General features: G+C 34.2%; 17 protein-coding genes. 12 read left to right on the forward strand and 5 right to left on the reverse strand.

Going from position 1 to position 17466, the window contains the following annotated elements:
• The first annotated feature begins 62 nt into the window (after positions 1 to 62).
• The 9 genes from NSQ69_RS09780 to NSQ69_RS09820 all read left to right on the forward strand — a co-directional run bounded on the left by NSQ69_RS09780 (position 63) and on the right by NSQ69_RS09820 (position 10157).
• Entirely contained in the window at positions 63 to 506 is a 444-nt protein-coding gene (locus NSQ69_RS09780) for a MarR family winged helix-turn-helix transcriptional regulator (protein WP_002012331.1), read from the forward strand.
• Positions 507 to 558: 52 nt separating this feature from the next.
• Positions 559 to 1500, forward strand: coding sequence for a ring-cleaving dioxygenase (locus tag NSQ69_RS09785; RefSeq protein WP_016126780.1), 942 nt, complete (start codon positions 559 to 561; stop codon positions 1498 to 1500).
• 16 nt (positions 1501 to 1516) lie between these two features.
• The gene (locus NSQ69_RS09790) at positions 1517 to 2572 is read left to right on the forward strand and encodes an LLM class flavin-dependent oxidoreductase (RefSeq protein ID WP_016098344.1); all 1056 of its coding nucleotides are present in this window, start codon (positions 1517 to 1519) and stop codon (positions 2570 to 2572) included.
• 625 nt (positions 2573 to 3197) lie between these two features.
• Complete coding sequence (cydA, locus tag NSQ69_RS09795; protein ID WP_016098345.1) at positions 3198 to 4601, forward strand: cytochrome ubiquinol oxidase subunit I; 1404 nt, start codon at positions 3198 to 3200, stop codon at positions 4599 to 4601.
• Positions 4588 to 5604, forward strand: a complete 1017-nt coding sequence (cydB, locus tag NSQ69_RS09800; RefSeq protein WP_341099205.1) for a cytochrome d ubiquinol oxidase subunit II — start codon at positions 4588 to 4590, stop codon at positions 5602 to 5604. Before cydA ends, cydB begins: the two co-directional genes overlap by 14 nt.
• On the forward strand, positions 5604 to 7325 hold the full coding sequence (gene cydD, locus NSQ69_RS09805) for a thiol reductant ABC exporter subunit CydD (RefSeq protein WP_341099206.1): 1722 nt from the start codon (positions 5604 to 5606) through the stop codon (positions 7323 to 7325). The genes cydB and cydD overlap by 1 nt, the downstream gene beginning before the upstream one ends.
• On the forward strand, positions 7322 to 9046 hold the full coding sequence (gene cydC / locus NSQ69_RS09810; protein WP_078203177.1) for a thiol reductant ABC exporter subunit CydC: 1725 nt from the start codon (positions 7322 to 7324) through the stop codon (positions 9044 to 9046). The genes cydD and cydC overlap by 4 nt, the downstream gene beginning before the upstream one ends.
• Positions 9047 to 9241: 195 nt before the next feature.
• Complete coding sequence (locus NSQ69_RS09815; protein ID WP_002031341.1) at positions 9242 to 9463, forward strand: hypothetical protein; 222 nt, start codon at positions 9242 to 9244, stop codon at positions 9461 to 9463.
• A gap of 244 nt (positions 9464 to 9707) precedes the next feature.
• Entirely contained in the window at positions 9708 to 10157 is a 450-nt protein-coding gene (locus NSQ69_RS09820) for a DUF6376 family protein (protein ID WP_002012340.1), read from the forward strand.
• Between the two features lie 35 nt (positions 10158 to 10192).
• On the opposite strand, the gene NSQ69_RS09825 is transcribed toward NSQ69_RS09820, so the two are convergent.
• The 3 genes from NSQ69_RS09825 to NSQ69_RS09835 all read right to left on the reverse strand — a co-directional run bounded on the left by NSQ69_RS09825 (position 10193) and on the right by NSQ69_RS09835 (position 12140).
• On the reverse strand, positions 10193 to 10531 hold the full coding sequence (locus NSQ69_RS09825; protein ID WP_002168608.1) for an EamA family transporter: 339 nt from the start codon (positions 10529 to 10531) through the stop codon (positions 10193 to 10195).
• Entirely contained in the window at positions 10524 to 10865 is a 342-nt protein-coding gene (locus NSQ69_RS09830; RefSeq protein ID WP_002168607.1) for an EamA family transporter, read from the reverse strand. Before NSQ69_RS09830 ends, NSQ69_RS09825 begins: the two co-directional genes overlap by 8 nt.
• A 273-nt stretch (positions 10866 to 11138) precedes the next feature.
• Positions 11139 to 12140 (reverse strand): S66 family peptidase, encoded by a 1002-nt coding sequence (locus tag NSQ69_RS09835; protein WP_002126916.1) that lies wholly within the window; start codon positions 12138 to 12140, stop codon positions 11139 to 11141.
• Positions 12141 to 12359: 219 nt separating this feature from the next.
• On the opposite strand from NSQ69_RS09835, the gene NSQ69_RS09840 reads away from it, so the two are divergent.
• Positions 12360 to 13313, forward strand: a complete 954-nt coding sequence (locus NSQ69_RS09840; protein ID WP_002086170.1) for a D-alanyl-D-alanine carboxypeptidase family protein — start codon at positions 12360 to 12362, stop codon at positions 13311 to 13313.
• Positions 13314 to 13560: 247 nt separating this feature from the next.
• Positions 13561 to 14160 carry a nitroreductase family protein gene (locus tag NSQ69_RS09845; RefSeq protein WP_002086169.1) on the forward strand — a complete coding sequence of 200 codons (600 nt, stop codon included), beginning with the start codon at positions 13561 to 13563 and terminating at the stop codon, positions 14158 to 14160.
• Positions 14161 to 14203: 43 nt separating this feature from the next.
• Here the strand turns inward: NSQ69_RS09845 and NSQ69_RS09850 are convergent, their stop codons facing one another.
• On the reverse strand, positions 14204 to 14374 hold the full coding sequence (locus NSQ69_RS09850; RefSeq protein WP_002086168.1) for a hypothetical protein: 171 nt from the start codon (positions 14372 to 14374) through the stop codon (positions 14204 to 14206).
• 717 nt (positions 14375 to 15091) lie between these two features.
• On the opposite strand from NSQ69_RS09850, the gene entFM reads away from it, so the two are divergent.
• Positions 15092 to 16390: an enterotoxin EntFM gene (entFM, locus tag NSQ69_RS09855; RefSeq protein WP_016126785.1), complete on the forward strand. Its 1299-nt coding sequence runs from the start codon at positions 15092 to 15094 to the stop codon at positions 16388 to 16390.
• A gap of 167 nt (positions 16391 to 16557) precedes the next feature.
• Here entFM and NSQ69_RS09860 read toward each other — a convergent pair whose 3' ends face one another.
• Positions 16558 to 17322, reverse strand: a complete 765-nt coding sequence (locus NSQ69_RS09860) for an alpha/beta fold hydrolase (protein ID WP_002086164.1) — start codon at positions 17320 to 17322, stop codon at positions 16558 to 16560.
• Positions 17323 to 17466 lie beyond the last annotated feature (144 nt).

Raw genomic sequence — 17466 nt, forward strand, 5'->3', positions numbered from 1 at the left:
TTGCATTACTATCACTTGAGTGGTAAAGTGATAGTAAGATCAAGGCTAGGAAGTGATGAAACATGCGTGAAAATACGATAGGATCGTTAATATGGTTACGTTTAATACGATTTACGAACCAAAGTAATCAAATGTCAAATGAGTTTTTAAAACGTTTTGATTTAACAACAGCACAATTTGATGTGCTTTTGCAAATACGGACTTATCAGCCATTAACACAAATGGAGTTAGCAGAAAAGGTTACCGTTACACAAGGTGGTATTTCTCGAATGTTAACACGTCTTGAAAAAGAAGGATATATTATACGAAAACAAGATTGGAAAACGAAAACAATTAGTCTTACAGAGCAAGGGGAAGCGGCTTTAGAAAGAGCATTGCCAGAGCAACTTGCATTTCAATCATCATTTTTTGATGATGTATTAAATGAAGAAGAGCAGAAAATACTATACGAGTTGATGTCAAAAGTTCATAAGCATAGTGAAAAAAAAGAATTACCGAATGAGTAATTTTTTTTACTTAATCAATTGACTAATCAAGTGATAAAGAGGAGGAAGTTTTATGTATATAATTCCAGGACATCACCACATTTCTATGGTGACTAAAAATGCGAAAACAAATAATAATTTTTATCGAGATGTTTTAGGGTTACGCCGGGTGAAAAAGACAGTCAATCAAGATAATCCATTTATGTATCATTTGTTTTATGGTGATTTAACAGGGAGTGCCGGAACTGAATTATCATTTTTTGAAATGCCGAATGTAGGTAGAACAATCCGTGGTACAAATGCAATAACACAAATAGGCTTGCTCGTACCTTCAATAGAAAGTCTTACATTTTGGAAGAGACGTTTTGAGTCACTCCAGGTGGCGCATGGGGAAATTACAACTTACGCCGGAAGAGACGCACTGCACTTTGAAGATCCAGATGGTCTACGGTTAGTGCTGTTAAATAATAAAGATGAAGAGGTGCCTGAATATTGGACTGCATGGGATGAATCTTCTGTAGAGCAGAATCATCGTATTTTAGGCATGGGAACAGTTGAAATGACAGTGCGCAGTTTAAATAAATTATCAAAAACATTAACAGGTTTGTTTAGTTATAAAGAAGTATCTCGTTCAGACGATGAGGGGATTTATCAATCTATCGATGGTCAATCTTTTGGAGAAATTTTGGTGAAACAGCAAGATGGAGAGAGTGAAAGACCAGGAAAAGGAAGTATTCATCATTTAGCTATTCGTGTGAAAAATGATGAAGAACTGAGTTATTGGAATGAAGCGGTGAAAGATAAAGGGTTCCAATCAACAGGGATTATCGATCGCTTTTATTTTAAAAGTTTATATTTCCGTGAGTCAAATGGCATTTTATTTGAGATTGCAACGGATGGACCAGGATTTACAGTAGATTCAACAGTTGAAGAATTAGGAAAAGAGCTGGATTTACCACCATTTTTAGAAGAGAGAAGAAAAGAGATTGAAGAGAAATTAATACCGCTTTATTAAAAGGGAGAGAGCAACTATGGAAAAATACCGTATTGATACAAGTAAGGGAATTGAATTTGGATTATATTCAATTGGAGATCATATTTTAAATCCGCATAATGGTTCGAAAATAAGTGCAGAAAAAAGAATTCATGAACTAATTGAAACAGCTAAGTTAGCAGATGAAGCTGGAATTGATGTGTTTGCTGTCGGTGAAAGTCATCAAGCGCATTTTACAACGCAAGCTCATACAGTTATTTTAGGAGCTATTGCACAAGCTACGAAAAACATTAAAATCGCGAGTTCTGCAACAGTATTAAGCACGTCAGATCCGGTTCGTGTATATGAGGATTTTGCCACAATTGACTTAATTTCTAATGGTCGTGCTGAAATCGTTGCTGGTCGCGGCTCTCGTATTGGGGGATATAGTTTACTTGGTTACGATGTAAATTATTATGAAGAACTATTTGAAGAGAAGATGGAACTTTTATTAAAAATAAATAAAGAAGAAAGTGTAACATGGAAAGGGCAGTTTAGAACGCCACTTGAACATGCGGCAATTATACCGAGAGCTAAAAATAACAATATGCCAATTTGGCGTGCTGTTGGAGGGCCACCTGCTAGTGCAATTAAGGCAGGACGCGCAGGTGTACCAATGATGCTTACGACACTTGGTGGCCCAGCTGTTAATTTTAAAGTTTCGGTTGATGCATATCGTGAAGCAGCTGAGCAAAGTGGTTTTGATCCAGCAACATTACCAATTGCGACAACAAGTTTATTTTATACAGCAGAAAATTCACAAGATGCACTTAGTGAATATTATCCTCATATTAATGCTGGTATGCTTGCGCTACGCGGTGGTGGGTATCCAAAACAACAATTTACTAACGCAGTAGATCACCGTGATGCGTTAATGATTGGTAGCCCGCAACAAATTATTGAAAAAATGCTTTATCAATATGAATTATTTGGACAGCAACGTTTTATGGCACAGATTGATTTTGGCGGTGTACCATTTGATAAGATTGAGAAAAACATTGAATTAATTGCTACCGAAATTATGCCGGCTGTTAGAAAATATACAACGAAATAATGATTAAAGTACCGGGAATATAATTTATTCTCGGTACTTTTTTATTTAGTCTGTTTGAAAAATGACAAAAAAACGAATTTTATGTCTAGAGAAAGGGGAGTTTTTTTCTATTTGTGAATAACAATATTGTTGATTTGAATTTTGGAAATACATTTTTCTCTTGACAAAAAACTAGCATATTTCTAGGTTTGATTCGAGGACATTTTTCAAGGGTAAAGTCAAGCGTGTGAAGAGAAAAACATAATAACAATTGATATAAGAGTGTGTTGTATGTTTGAAAAGTACGTTTTTAAAATGTGAGAAATCAAATTCAAAAAAATTACAAAAGACATATTTCAGACAAAATCCTGTCAATAATACGTCAAAAATCACCTGAATTTATTATGTAAGTATATTATACAATTCGATTAACGAATAAAACACTACTGAAATAGTGAAAAGGTAAATCGTATGAAGAAAGTTCTTTTGTAATTATCTAAAAAACTGACAATCTATATTTTCAGAAAGTACATAAACGAATTTATCTTTTTGTATTTCCACATGATTGAATTGTTCGTTATGAAGTGAATTCATACAATTCAATCGATATTACGATATAAAAAAATATGAAGGAAGTGACTTTAGCATGGAAACGCTCGAATTGGCACGAATACAATTTGCATCAACAACGATTTTTCATTACTTTTTCGTTCCGCTGTCTATAGGTTTAGCTTTTATCATTGCGTTAATGCAAACGTTGTATGTGGTAAAGGGACAAGAAATTTATAAGAAGATGACAAAGTTTTGGACACAAATATTCCTTGTTAACTTCGCAGTAGGTGTAGTAACAGGTATTTTACAAGAATTTCAGTTTGGTATGAACTGGTCAACGTATTCACGTTTTGTTGGTGATGTTTTCGGACCATCACTTGCAATTGAAGGTTTATTAGCATTTTTCATTGAGTCTACATTCCTAGGTTTATGGGTATTCGGTGAGGATAAACTTCCGAAGCGAGTTCACCTTTTATGTATTTGGCTCCTCTCAATAGGAACAATGTTATCAGCATTTTGGATTTTAACTGCAAGTGCATTTATGCAGTCCCCGGTAGGATATGAAATGGCTGCAGATGGACGTGCGCAGATGAATGATTTCTTGGCGATTATTCAAAATCCACAACTATGGGTGCAATTCCCGCATACAATTACAGCGGCACTTGCAACAGGCGCATTCTTTATTGCTGGTGTTAGTGCATGGAAAATCGCAAAACAACAAGAGACTGAGGTGTTTAAGAAGTCTTTCCGAGTTTCTATCGTTGTTGGAACAATTTCAACAGCATTGGTATTATTTTTCGGTCATGCACAAGCGCAAAATTTAATTAAGACACATCCGATGAAAATGGCAGCAGCTGAAGCATTATGGAATACGAGTGAGGATCCAGCGCCATTTACAGTATTTGCAAAAATTGATACAGAGAAGAAAGAAAATTCGTTTGAAATTCAAATCCCTTATATGCTAAGTCTATTGTCATACGATAAATTTAGCGGTCAAGTTGAAGGGATGAACCAAATTCAAAAACAATATGAAGAAAAATATGGACCTGGAGATTATATTCCGCCAGTACATACTATGTTCTGGAGTTTTAGAGCGATGGTAATGAGTGGAACATTCATGCTTCTTTTAGGAATGTACGGCTGGTTCTTATCAAGAAAAGATCGCTTAACTGAAAACCCTTGGTATTTAAAAATAATGGTATATGCAATTGCACTACCGTTTATCGGTAATACAGTAGGATGGATCATGACTGAAATGGGACGTCAGCCTTGGGTTGTCTTCGGTGTTATGAAAACAGAAGATGCTGTATCTCCAAACGTTTCATTTGGAGAAGTATTATTCTCTCTTGTTTCATTCACATCACTATATTTAATTGTTGGAGGAATTACTGTTTACTTATTCGTTCGTATCATTAAAGGACATGCGAATAAGAAAACGAAAAAGGATTATCAAAGCCATGATCCATTTGATAAGGAGGAAGAGTATGTTATCTCTTAATGAGTTGTGGTTTCTAATTATCTCAACCTTATTCGTTGGCTTCTTTGTACTTGAAGGTTTCGATTTTGGTGTAGGAATTGTTTCAAGGTTTTTAGGGAAAAACGATTTGGAAAAACGTATATATTTAAATACAATTGGGCCGTTTTGGCACGCAAATGAAGTATGGCTTGTTTGTGCGGGTGGCGCTATGTTTGCGGCATTCCCGCACTGGTATGCAACTTTATTTAGTGGGTTTTATATTCCATTTGTGTTTATGCTTCTTGCATTAATTATAAGAGGTTTTTCCTTTAAATTCCGTGCGAAAATAGAAAATCATAAATGGAAGAGTTTCTGGGATTGGGGCATGTTTATTGGAAGTTTGCTACCTCCTATACTTTGGGGAGTTGCAATCGCAAACTTTATGACAGGTGTACCAATTGATGGAAGTAAAAATATGGTAGGCGGATTTATGAAATTACTTCACCCATTTGCGTTACTTGGGGGAGTTATGTTTCTTCTTCTATGTATTGTTCATGGTTTGCAATTCCTTACTATACGTACAACAGGAAAATTACGAGAACGCGCACGTATTGCCGCGACAAAGATTGCACCTTTTGCATTAATAACACTTCTTGTTTTTGCAGCTGTAGGGTTATGGAAAACAGATATTTTCACCGCACATGGTTCAGAGTGGCTAATGGTTCCAATTGGAGCTTTTGTAGCGCTATTTGTTTCTACTTTATTAAATAAAAGAAGAAGAGATGGTTGGGCTTTCTTTATGACGAGTTTAACAATCATTTTGTTAAGTGCAAGTGTGTTCATCGGTATGTTCCCGCGTGTCATGATTAGCTCATTAGGAGCGGTAAATGATTTGACAATTTATAATGCAGCATCAGGACCTTATGCATTAAAACTGATGAGCTATTTCTCTCTTGCTATTTTACCGTTTGTTATCGGTAGTCAAATATGGAGTTTCTATGTATTTAGACAACCTGTTAAGTCAGACAAAGATTTGGAGTACTAATGAAAAGAAAAAGAGGACTTCCGTCGTATTCTGGTAGCCGAGTTTTATATGTAACTTTAAGTCTTATTAGCATTTTAGAGGCGTGTAGTATCATTGCGCAGACAGTGTTTTTAGCACGAGCAATCACATTTTTATTTCAAGGAGAAACAGTGCAAGCTGTGCTAAATGAAACTGTTTATTTTGGAATCATGTTTGCAGCACGCCAAATGTTGGTGCGAGCATCGCAAATATTGGTTGAGCGTTTCGCTGAAAAAACAGGATTGGCATTACGTAAACAGTTAATAGAAGCATATTTTACATTAGGGCCGAGATTTGTCCAAACGAATGGGACTGGCCATCTGGTTACTTTATCGATAGAAGGTATTGAAAAATTTAAAACTTATATTGAATTAACAATTCCTAAAATGATTAGAAGTACTATCGTACCAGGACTAATTGTTCTATATGTTTTTACACTGGACATTAAGTCTGGAATCATTTTAGTTGTAACGATTCCAATTGTGATTATATTTATGATCCTTCTAGGATTAGCAGCGCAGAAAATGGCGGATAGCCAATATGAAACATATCGTGTACTTTCTAATCATTTCGTAGATACGTTAAAAGGGTTAGAAACATTAAAGTATTTAGGGAAAAGTAAACAGCACGAAGGAAAGATTGAAAAAGTAAGTAAACGATATAGAAAAGCAACGATGCGTACTTTGCGAGTTGCTTTTCTTTCTTCTTTTGCATTAGATTTCTTTACGAGTTTATCAATTGCATTTGTAGCAGTTGGATTAGGGATACGGTTAATAGATGGGACAATTATACTGTTACCAGCTCTTACGATTTTAATTTTAGCGCCGGAATATTTTCTGCCGATTAAGCAAGTTGGAGCGAATTATCATGCTACATTAGATGGACAACTTGCAATGGAGCAAATAGAAGAAATTTTACAGAAACAAAAAGAAATAGAAAAGAAAGATTCAAATGTAGATATAGTATGGAATTCTTCTAGTAGTTTGAAATTACAAGATGTAAAAGTAAATAATGATGAATCTGAAAAGGCTATATTAGAGGGAATTGATTTTACTTGGCAAGGTAACGGTGCTATAGGCATTATTGGTGAAAGTGGGGCAGGGAAATCAACGTTAATCGATGTGTTAGCAGGATTTCTACCTCCTTCGGGTGGGAAAATGTTAGTAAATGGTGTGGAAATTGGTGAATCTACTCGAGAAGATTGGCAAAAAAATATTGCTTATATTCCGCAGCAACCTTATATTTTTCCACTTTCGTTAAAAGATAATATTTGTTTCTATGAAACGAATACAACTGATGAAGAAGTTGAGAGAGTTATTAATGAAGTTGGTCTTCGTTCGCTCGTTGCATTATTACCACATGGGATGTACGAAAGAATTGGAGAAGGTGGACGTATGCTTAGTGGCGGACAAGAACAACGTGTCGCTATGGCACGTGCACTTTTAAGTAAAAAGCCAATCATTTTATTAGATGAACCTACAGCACATCTTGATATTGAAACTGAATTTGAAATAAAGCAATCGATGTTACGTCTGTTTGAAGGTAAGCTAGTATTTCTTGCAACGCATCGTCTCCATTGGATGAAGCAAATGGATCATATTCTTATTTTAAATAAAGGGGAAATTAAAGAAAGTGGAACATATGAAGAGCTTTTAAAGAATGAGACATTACATTTTCATAGGGAAGAGAGGGGAGAGCGATGAGTAACTGGATTAAACCTCATATACAGCAAAATAAAGGTAGAATGACGTTGACTATTTTCCTCGGGCTTCTTGGAGTTAGTTCAGGTGCGATGTTACTTTTCATTTCAGGTTATTTAATTTCTAAATCTGCTCTCAGACCAGAAAATGTAATGGTTGTATATGTTCCTATAGTTGCAACGCGTGCGTTTAGTATAGGGCAAGCTGTTTTTCATTATTTAGAGCGTTTAGTAGGGCATGACGTCGTTCTACGAATTTTAGAAAAAATGAGGACAAAACTATATAGAATTGTAGAACCACAGGCGTTATTTTTGCGCTCAAGATTTCAAACTGGTGATGTACTAGGTGTATTGTCTGATGATATAGAACATTTACAGAATCTATATTTACGTACAATATTCCCTAGTATATTAGCGTTAGTTGTATATAGCATTTTCGTACTTGTTATCGGTGCATTTGACTTAGTATTTGCACTTATCGCAGCTTGTATGTTAGCTGTTATTGTTTTTCTTCTTCCATTCGTATCACTACTTTTGATGAAACGACATCATGTTGCTTTGAAGCGAGGAAGAAATCGTTTGTATCAACAATTGACAGATGCTGTATTTGGGTTATCTGATTGGCAGGCGAGTGGTAGAAAAGATGAATTTATTAATGCATATGTAGAGCAAAATGTCCAGCTGTTAAAGACAGAAAAGAGAGTGAAACGCTGGTACCATATTCGAGACAGTATCATTCATTTAATAGTCGGCATTGTAGTTATTTCAATGATTATGTGGACTGGAAATCAAGCAGCAAGTGAACAGATTGCACCTACAGTTATTGCAGCGTTCGTATTAATGACATTATCTGTGACAAATGCGCTTATCCCTATATCAGATGCTATTGATCGAATTCCATCTTATGTAGAATCTGCTCATAGGCTTAAAAGCGTAGAAAGTGATAGCATTTTGCAAGATGGAAATGAGTTACCTGGAGATAAAGATTACGTTGCACAAAAACATATAGATATTGAACTACGTAATGTGTCGTATAATTATCCGGATAGTAATGAACCTGTATTAAAAGATGTATCATTGCAAATAAAGGCAGGAAAGAAAATTGCTATTTTAGGTAGAAGTGGAACAGGAAAATCTACTTTACTAAAACTGTTAACTGGGGCGCTACGTCCGGTGAGTGGGCAAGTTATATTGAATGGTGAACAAGCTCGTACGGGTTTTTTGTCAAAATATATTTCTGTATTAAACCAAAAACCACATTTATTCGATACGACAATTGGAAATAATGTGCGGATCGGTAAACCAGAGGGTAATGATGAAGAGATATGGAGAGCTTTAGAGAAAGCACAGCTAGCACCGCACATTGCTTCTCTTCCTGATGGATTACAAACAAAAATGCATGAAATGGGAAAGAGGTTTTCTGGCGGAGAAAGGCAAAGGGTAGCATTTGCAAGAACTCTTATGCAAGAAGCATCGATTATTGTGCTTGATGAACCAACTATCGGTTTAGACCCTAAAACGGAATTAGCCTTAATAGAAACAATGTTTTCTGCAACAGAAGAAAAGACTGTTATTTGGATTACACATCATCTTGTAGGAATTGAACATGTAGATGAAATTATTTTCCTTGATAGTGGCCAAATCGCTATGCAAGGTAGTCACGAACAGCTACTGAAAGAAAATGAGAAATATCGTAGGTTATATGAGCTTGATAAAGGTATATAAGAATGAGATGCAAAAAAACACAAATTCTTGGTAGTTCAAGGTTTGAGTTTTTTTGTATTTGTGGTGAAATCATATAAGCCGTATAAGCTATTTGATCATGAAATGGTTATATATTGTTAGAAAGGGTGTTTAAAACCTATCCTTTCAAGGCAATACTTGAGCCATAGTGAAAGGATTGTTGGAAGGCGTGATTATATGTTTGAAGAGGATGGCATTGTTTTAATACTGGAGCCTGCTGATGAGCGGAATATGAGGAAATTTATTTTTACAGTACCGAAGTCAGTTTATGAAAAAAAAGAAATTTTATTACATTACGGAACACCTTTAGGTCAAGGATATACGGACATTATAGAAGATATTATTAGTGTACATATAGACATAGATATTATAACAGTAATAGGGCATGTGAGAGGATAAAGAGAAACTTTAATTAGTGAGAGTTATAAGTATCTGGAAAACAGACGTACTTAAAATAAGTATGTCTGTTTTTATATTTAAATGAAGATAGTTTCGAGGTACATGTTGAACAGGATAATAATGATTTTTCTAGAATTTATAAGAGGAAGATTAAAAAAATAAGATATGATGTGATAAAGTGTATAAGAAGAAAATAAAGTGTTTAAAAATGAATAAAAGTATGGCAATTATTTAGGAGGTAAAAATGAAGTTTACAAAAACAATGTTACTTTCAATTGTAGTTTCAATTGGTTTGATGGGATGTTCGCTAGTAGAGGAAGGGAAGAACTCCATAGATTACGCTCAAAAAGCGACAGACTATGTAAATGAAATAAGTGCATTTGCAAATGAAGCGCCAGCATTAGCAGAAAAGGCCGTTAATGATGGGGAAGCCCGGAAAGAACTAGAAACGAAACTTACTGAAATTAAACAAGATATACCAGCTTTTAATGAATTAACACCACCAGATGTAGCGAAGGATCTTCACCAGCAAATCGTCGGGTATAATGAAAAGTTAAATACATTAATTGATACATCTATGACAAAGATAGAGGAAGGGAAAATGAATGTAGAGCAGTTTAAAAACTCTGAGCTTATGCAGACGATAGAACAAGTTCGTGATTTGAAAGATAAGGTTCAAAATTTAGGGCAATAACAAAAAGATCCGTTTATCATAAACGGATCTTTTTGTTATTGTATACAATAGATGATTACACCAATGACAATAATAATGTTACCAATGATTTTTCGTTTCGTGATTTTCTCCCCTAGGAAGTACCAACTGAAAATTAAAATGATGATATAACTTAATGATTCTAATGCAGATGCTTGCTTTAATGCCAAGCCCTTTAAGGCGATCACATTTAATCCGGCATTAATTACAAATAAAAAGTAGCCGATGATAACATAAGGATTCACATATTCTTTTATTCTAGAATCGTATTGTTGTAAAGTAGCCTTTTTTAATAATATTTGTGAGTAATTGGCTAAAATTATCCCAAAAATAAATAATAACATATAACTATTCATCTTTTGTCACCACCACAATTCCGACGATAATAATAGCTGCGCCAAGTATGTGATTCCACTGTATCGTATCTCCAAATAGGAATACTGACCAAAGCATGGACCATAGTATGATAATCCCACGGTGTGAATATGCTCTAGAAATTTCAAAATTCTTAATGACTTGTTGCCATAGAATTGCATATCCGAATAAAAGTACAACAAGTCCGAAGTAAGCAATAAAAAATGAGATTGATGCAACAGGGAATTGAGCTGCCCATTTCATGTAAACCATAATGATAGAATATATCAAGAAGGCTACATGTAGAAATACATAGTTTTTAATAGTTGGTTTCATATATTCACTCTCTTTTACATATAAATACATACATTTGAAATGAATGTATGTAATCAATAGTTTCTTATTACATAATGTACATTGAAATTGTTTTTTCAGTACATATCATAGATTGTTGCTTATCATTTCACATTCCAAAATATATAGTAACATGTCTTCTATTGTAAAACAACAGAAGACATTAGGCACTATTTGTTATGAGTGATATCCACTTCCTTCTATTAAAAATGTAATTGTATTTTTAAGCATTACAAGATAGTGGAATAAGTGTCGTTAGTCTCTCCATCGCTCTATAATTTGTATCGTTTTATTGGTTGCATCCATCTCTACTTGAATACCTATTGGCAAAGTAATCATTGGATGAGTATGACAACAATCAAAATCGGCTAGAAAAGGAAGTTTTTGATTTTGTAATACTTCTAATAATATTTCGTAAGGTTTTCTATTTGTACCACAATCATCAAATTGCTCATGTTTTCCAAGGATGATACCTGAAACTTTATCAAAAACGCCGTTAATTTTAAGTAATGAAAAACTTCTTTCGATAGTAGCTGCATCTTTTGAGCTATCTTCAATAAAGAGAATGTCACCATCTTGAATAAGTGGCATATAGGGGCTACCCCAAATACCTTGTATAGTATTTAAATTCCCACCAATAATACGTCCAGTAGCTTTCCCACCAATTACTGAAATCCAATTGTTCGGTCGAAGATCTTTTTCTTTCGTTTTTTCTTCCCAATTAATAAATTCATCTGACCAAAATAACGGCTGGTTTATGTTGTAAGGAAGGTGTTGATCAGTTAATAAAGTATCCGCAAAATATTTGTACGTGCAATCTACGAAAGGCTCAAATTCACCAAAAGAAGGAACAAGTGCTGGACCATAAAATGTAGGAATTCCTGTTTTTGCATAAATTCCTAGTAATAATGCTGTTGTGTCTGAATAGCCAATCATTATTTTAGGATTCTTTTGAAAAGTCTCATAATCAATATAAGGTAATAATGAATTTGAATTCAGTCCCCCAATTGTCGACATGATACAAGAGACGTTAGGGTTTCTAATCAAGTCATTTAATTCCTCAGCACGCTCTTTAATGCTCCCGGAACGATAATAATCATATTGACCTGTTAGTGAACCTTCTAATATATGAAATCCTTTCTGTTCTAAGTATAATTTTGCGCGCTCAAATCTCTTTGAAGAAGTATAGGTTACTGGTGAAGAGGGAGAGTAGATGCCAATGGTATCGCCATATTTTAATGCTTTTGGAAGTATCATTTGTATAAATCCTTTCTATTATATAGTGTTTTTGTGTTTAAATGTAATTGAATATTCTTATATTTCGTTGTTTTTAGTGTAACACATATGAAAAAGAGAACGAGGTTGAAATTATAATTGTTATAGATGAATAAATATGCTTTTTACCTTGACGATATAAAGTAATTGTTGTTATGGTTAAACATGAGTGTATAAAAGGTTTGTTAAAGGAGTTTTAGAATGAAGCGGTTAAAATGGGGAAGATTAACAATCCTATTAGTAGTAATTCTGGGTATATGTTGGTTCTTTTTCCAAGGAGTTCAAAAGAGTGAAACAAATGTAGATACTCAGCCTTTACAAGTGGCAGAGCTACCTAAAACAGGGCTATCTGAAAAAGTAGTTCCACCAAAATATATACCACCAGAAATTGATGCAAAAGCAGCTATTATTATCGATGCGAGTAATGGAGAAGTTATTTATCAAAATAATGAAAATGAAGCTGTTGCCCCTGCTAGTATGTCAAAAATGATGACAGCATATCTCGTTTTAGAGAGTATACATAATGGGAAAGTCCACTGGGAAGATCCAGTGAAAATAAGTGCAAAGTCAGCACAAACAGAGGGTGCAAAAATCCCGATGCAAGCAAATGATACATTAACTGTTAAGGACTTATATCATGCGTTAATGATTGAATCGGCTAATAATTCGGCTGTCGCTTTAGCGGAACATGTAGCTAAGACAGAAAAAAACTTTGTTCAACTTATGAATGAAAAAGCAAAGCAGTTAGAAATGTCAGATAAAGCTAAATTCGCGAATGCTTCCGGATTACAGGAGCCCGACGGAAGTGAAACGAAAATGACAGCAGCTGACGTAGCAAAATTAGCGTATCATCTTATAAAAGACTATCCAGAGATATTAGAAGTGACTCACTTACGTCAAAGTCAGTTAGCATTTAATAATGTTAATGTTACAAGCACAAATGAGATGTTAAACAAAAATAATAAAGCTTTATATATAGAAGGAATAGACGGATTAAAAACAGGATTTACAGATAGCGCAGGGTATTGTTTTACAGGTACTGCAAAACAAGGTGATAATCGCATTATTACAGTTGTTATGGGGACAAAAAGTAAAACAAAACGTTTTACAGAAACAAATAAATTAATGTCCTATGCATTTCAATTGCTTAATTAGGTGAAGAAAGAAGTAATTTAGATTGTTATAAAAATAAGACAGACAGTTTATTGAACCTTGATTTTGGTGACAATAAACTGTTTTTTATTTTTTGACGTATAGGAAGTGAAAACTCAAGTGATATCATTTGAGTTTGTTTTTGTTTGTTGATATTATTAAGTTAAGAACTTATTAATAATAAGTTCGAGAGGCATTATATGCTTCGTACATATGATACTGCCTCAAATGAAAATTGGAGGGAATTGTAATGGCAAAAGATTTTTACTCAGCAATTGAAGACAGAAGATCTATTTACGCGATTAGTAAAGAGCAAGTAGTTTCTGATGAAAGAATTCAAGAAGTGATTTATCATGCTGTGAAACATACACCTTCGGCTTTTAATTCTCAAAGTGCAAGAGTTGTTGTATTACTAGGTGAACAACACGACAAATTATGGAATGTTACGAAAGAAACGTTACGAAAAATTGTACCTGAAAATAATTTTGCACCTACGGAAGAGAAAATGAATGCATTTAAAAGTGGCTATGGGACAGTTTTGTATTTTGAAGATAGTAAAGTAGTAGAAAGTTTGCAAGAGAACTTTGCACTATACAAAGATAATTTTCCTACATGGTCTCAGCAATCTTCTGGAATGTTGCAATTTTCGATTTGGACAGCATTAGAGATTGAAGGTTTTGGTGCTACATTGCAGCATTATAATCCGTTGATTGATGAAGAAGTAAGGAAAGAATGGGATGTACCTGAAAACTGGAAGTTAACTGCGCAAATGCCATTTGGTAAACCGGTAGTTTCGGCAGGAGATAAAGAATATCAGCCATTAGAAACTCGTGTGAAAATTTACAAATAAAATAAAAAATAAAAGGTGAACAGAGATATAATCTGTTCACCTTTTATAAGTAGTAAGGATTTTTTTTGTAGGAATTTTTCATCTGATTTTTTAATTTGTTTTTACGTGTTTCAATAGTTGATACTTTTTGTAATGTTATAATTGAAACGAATTGAAAAAAAGCATAGTACAGTTCTATATTTTTATTTATAGGATCATCTATTATGTTTTTCATAAATATATCTCCTTTTTTTATCTCACTATTTGCGGGCAGTAAGGCTTCCATATCAAAATTCAATGATACGTATAGAATACCGACCTGTAAAAGTTCGATTGGTTTCAGTGTGGGGTGAATAAAATTTGTATGGATTAAAATCCTACTTTATATATGATAATATAAATATCCTGAAAATTCCATGGATAGTGAAAAATAGATAGTGGAATGTGCATTTTCGTCAAATTAGAACAGAATTTTTGGAGTTAAATCTTACAAATCGTCAAACCTTTTAAAAACGATGGATAATATCAAAAATAGTTTTCTAAAAATATTATACTATTGATAAAAAAAGCATTTTTTGTCATGATAAGAGTATGCTTCATGGAAGGGACTTTACTAGAAAATACATTCTTTGCATTGTATTAGATTAATAGAGTTTTTTAAAGTGGATAGCAAAAGAAAAATATATATTAAGATAATGAATGGAATGTCGAATTTTCAATGAAATACATAAGAAATTTGAAAAAAGCATTGCAAAAACACACTGTTTAATGATAAAGTTCACATGAAGTTCACACTAAATTCACTTCAATCGTTTAAAATAAACGATGTGTGAAAAATAAAACTCTTGCTAAAAAATGGAACTGGATGAATATTTTACTTTGATAATATTGTAAAGTACTAAGTTTATAGTTTTCTCAAGAGGATAGTAGGGAAAGGAAGTAAAGACAACTTATGAAAAAAGTAATCGCAGGTTTAGCAGCAGCATCTGTAGTAGGTGTAGCAGTTCCTGGAATGGATTCTGCTCATGCACAAGTTTCAAATGATGCGCTAAAAGAAATTAATGGACAAACTCAAACTCAAACTCAAACGACTGTAACTGAAACAAAAACGGTAGAAACAACTTCTGAATTAAAATACACAGTAACAGCTGATGTATTAAATGTACGTTCAGGTGCTGGTACAGGACATAACGTTATTTCTAAAGTGAAATCAGGTCAAGTACTTCAAGTAATTGGACAAGAAAACGGTTGGTTCAAAGTTAGTGTAAATGGTCAAACAGGTTATGTAAGTGGGGACTTCGTAACAACTGGTGGCAATAAAGGAACTACTACTACTGTTCAGCAAGGAACAGGTACTTACACAGTAAACGTTTCTTCATTAAACGTACGTACAGGCCCAAGTGCATCTCATACTGTTTTAGGTTCTGTAAATAAAGGAAAAACAGTTCAAGTTGTAGGTGAAGTTCAAGATTGGTTTAAAATTAACTTCAATGGTGGAACTGGATACGTAAGCAAAGACTACGTAACAAAAGGTGGTTCAGCTGTATCTAACGAAACTCAGCAACCAACTACAAACAACAACAACAATACTACTACAGTTCAAACTGGTGGATCATATGTTGTTAACACAGGTGCTTTAAAAGTACGTACAGGTCCAGCTACATATAACCCTGTAATTGGTGGGGTAACAAACGGTACAGTATTAAACGTTACTGGCGCTGAAAATGGTTGGTATAAAATTAACCATAATGGCCGCACTGGTTACGTAAGTGCAGACTTTGTTAAGTTTGTAAAAGGCGGAGTGAACAATGTAGTTACTGGTGGTAACCAAGGTACGAACCAAGGTACGAACCAAGTACAAAAACCAACAGCACCAACAGGTGGAGATACATCTTCAATCGCTGGATTCGCTAGATCTTTAAATGGTTCACCATACAGAACTGCTGGTACAACACCTGCTGGTTTTGACTGCAGTGGATTCATTCACTACGTATTAAATCAAACTGGTCATAAAGGCGCTCGTCAAACAGTTGCTGGATACTGGAGCTCTAAAACAAAAACTAGCAATCCACAACCAGGTGATTTAGTATACTTCCAAAATACTTATAAATCAGGTCCTTCTCACATGGGCGTTTACTTAGGTAATGGACAGTTCATCAGTGCAGAAACTGACGCAACTGGTGTACGCATTAGCTCTGTAAGCAACTCTTACTGGAGTAAGCACCTATTAGGTTACACAAAAGCATACTAAGAAAAAGTATTTTATATACTTTTCGTATAGAGAAAAGGCTTTCCAGGGAAACTTGGGAAGCCTTTTTCATAGTTGGATAAACTAACAGTATAGTAGTATTTATCCTGCTATTTGCGGGATAATAATCAGCGGGGGATGGACAAATCCCCGCTGATTAAAGTTTCACTTTATGTCAATTTTCCATGCAAAAACTTAGCATATAAATCATGAAAATAGTTTGGACGGAATAAGTTTGCTGCATGACCTGCTAATGGAATTTCTTTATATAAAACGTTCGGAAGAATGGACTTCAAATCAAAGAGACAAGATTTATAGAGATGATCATGTTCTCCCATCACCCATAATATAGGATGGGGAAGTGCTTTTAATTTAGATTTTAAGTCGAATTCTAAGCGGTGTCGTAATGACTCAGCAATAATGGACGAGTGTAATTGTAATCCGAAACGGTAATAAATATTTCGTGAAATAACAGCGAACGGATTTGCCCTTAGTATTCCACTTGGAAAAATAGTACTAGCATACTGAGAAAGCCAAGATGAATATTCATCACCACGTTTTTCCCAAAATTTCTGAAAAACATTATATAAACGGGAAGGGTTATTATAATGTCCACCAATATGACAAATACTCAATACTTTTTCTGGATGCATTTGTGCAAATGTCGTAGAGATATAACAGCCATAGCTTAGAGCACAAATATGAGCCTTTTTAATTCCCTCTTTTTCATACAAGTTCAATAATTGATCTACGAGGCGCTGTATTGAAAAGTCGATAGCTTCTCCTTTATCGTCGCCGTGACCTAATAAATCATAAGTTATAATGTTGTAGGAGGCAGAAAATCGTTTATGCTCTTTTTTGAAGGCGCGGCGATTTCCAACTAATCCATGAATAAAAATGATTGTTTCCTTTTCGGAATGTTTATTTGTTTGCAAAAAGGATACTCCTTTCAATGCTGGAGATTTATATAGTGTTTTAAATTAGCTAATTGATAAAATTAGTTATATATTTTCTATGCGTAGTCTATAATTTACATAGAATAATAATAAGTACCAGGTAATAATATCAGATATTTATAC

It is taken from the genome of Bacillus sp. FSL R10-2201 (genome assembly GCF_038008665.1).
GTDB classification, from domain to species: Bacteria; Bacillota; Bacilli; order Bacillales; family Bacillaceae_G; genus Bacillus_A; species Bacillus_A mycoides.

Excerpts from the sequence above, each read along its gene's own strand:
- NSQ69_RS09780 (WP_002012331.1), top strand. The coding sequence starts at position 63 with ATGCGTGAAAATACGATAGGATCGTTAATATGGTTACGTTTAATACGA.
- entFM (WP_016126785.1), top strand. The coding sequence starts at position 15,092 with ATGAAAAAAGTAATCGCAGGTTTAGCAGCAGCATCTGTAGTAGGTGTA.
- NSQ69_RS09835 (WP_002126916.1), bottom strand. The coding sequence starts at position 12,140 with ATGATACTTCCAAAAGCATTAAAATATGGCGATACCATTGGCATCTAC.
- NSQ69_RS09815 (WP_002031341.1), top strand. The coding sequence starts at position 9,242 with ATGTTTGAAGAGGATGGCATTGTTTTAATACTGGAGCCTGCTGATGAG.
- NSQ69_RS09845 (WP_002086169.1), top strand. The coding sequence starts at position 13,561 with ATGGCAAAAGATTTTTACTCAGCAATTGAAGACAGAAGATCTATTTAC.
- NSQ69_RS09830 (WP_002168607.1), bottom strand. The coding sequence starts at position 10,865 with ATGAAACCAACTATTAAAAACTATGTATTTCTACATGTAGCCTTCTTG.
- cydB (WP_341099205.1), top strand. The coding sequence starts at position 4,588 with ATGTTATCTCTTAATGAGTTGTGGTTTCTAATTATCTCAACCTTATTC.
- NSQ69_RS09790 (WP_016098344.1), top strand. The coding sequence starts at position 1,517 with ATGGAAAAATACCGTATTGATACAAGTAAGGGAATTGAATTTGGATTA.
- cydC (WP_078203177.1), top strand. The coding sequence starts at position 7,322 with ATGAGTAACTGGATTAAACCTCATATACAGCAAAATAAAGGTAGAATG.
- NSQ69_RS09785 (WP_016126780.1), top strand. The coding sequence starts at position 559 with ATGTATATAATTCCAGGACATCACCACATTTCTATGGTGACTAAAAAT.
- NSQ69_RS09850 (WP_002086168.1), bottom strand. The coding sequence starts at position 14,374 with ATGAAAAACATAATAGATGATCCTATAAATAAAAATATAGAACTGTAC.
- cydD (WP_341099206.1), top strand. The coding sequence starts at position 5,604 with ATGAAAAGAAAAAGAGGACTTCCGTCGTATTCTGGTAGCCGAGTTTTA.
- NSQ69_RS09825 (WP_002168608.1), bottom strand. The coding sequence starts at position 10,531 with ATGAATAGTTATATGTTATTATTTATTTTTGGGATAATTTTAGCCAAT.
- NSQ69_RS09820 (WP_002012340.1), top strand. The coding sequence starts at position 9,708 with ATGAAGTTTACAAAAACAATGTTACTTTCAATTGTAGTTTCAATTGGT.
- NSQ69_RS09840 (WP_002086170.1), top strand. The coding sequence starts at position 12,360 with ATGAAGCGGTTAAAATGGGGAAGATTAACAATCCTATTAGTAGTAATT.
- cydA (WP_016098345.1), top strand. The coding sequence starts at position 3,198 with ATGGAAACGCTCGAATTGGCACGAATACAATTTGCATCAACAACGATT.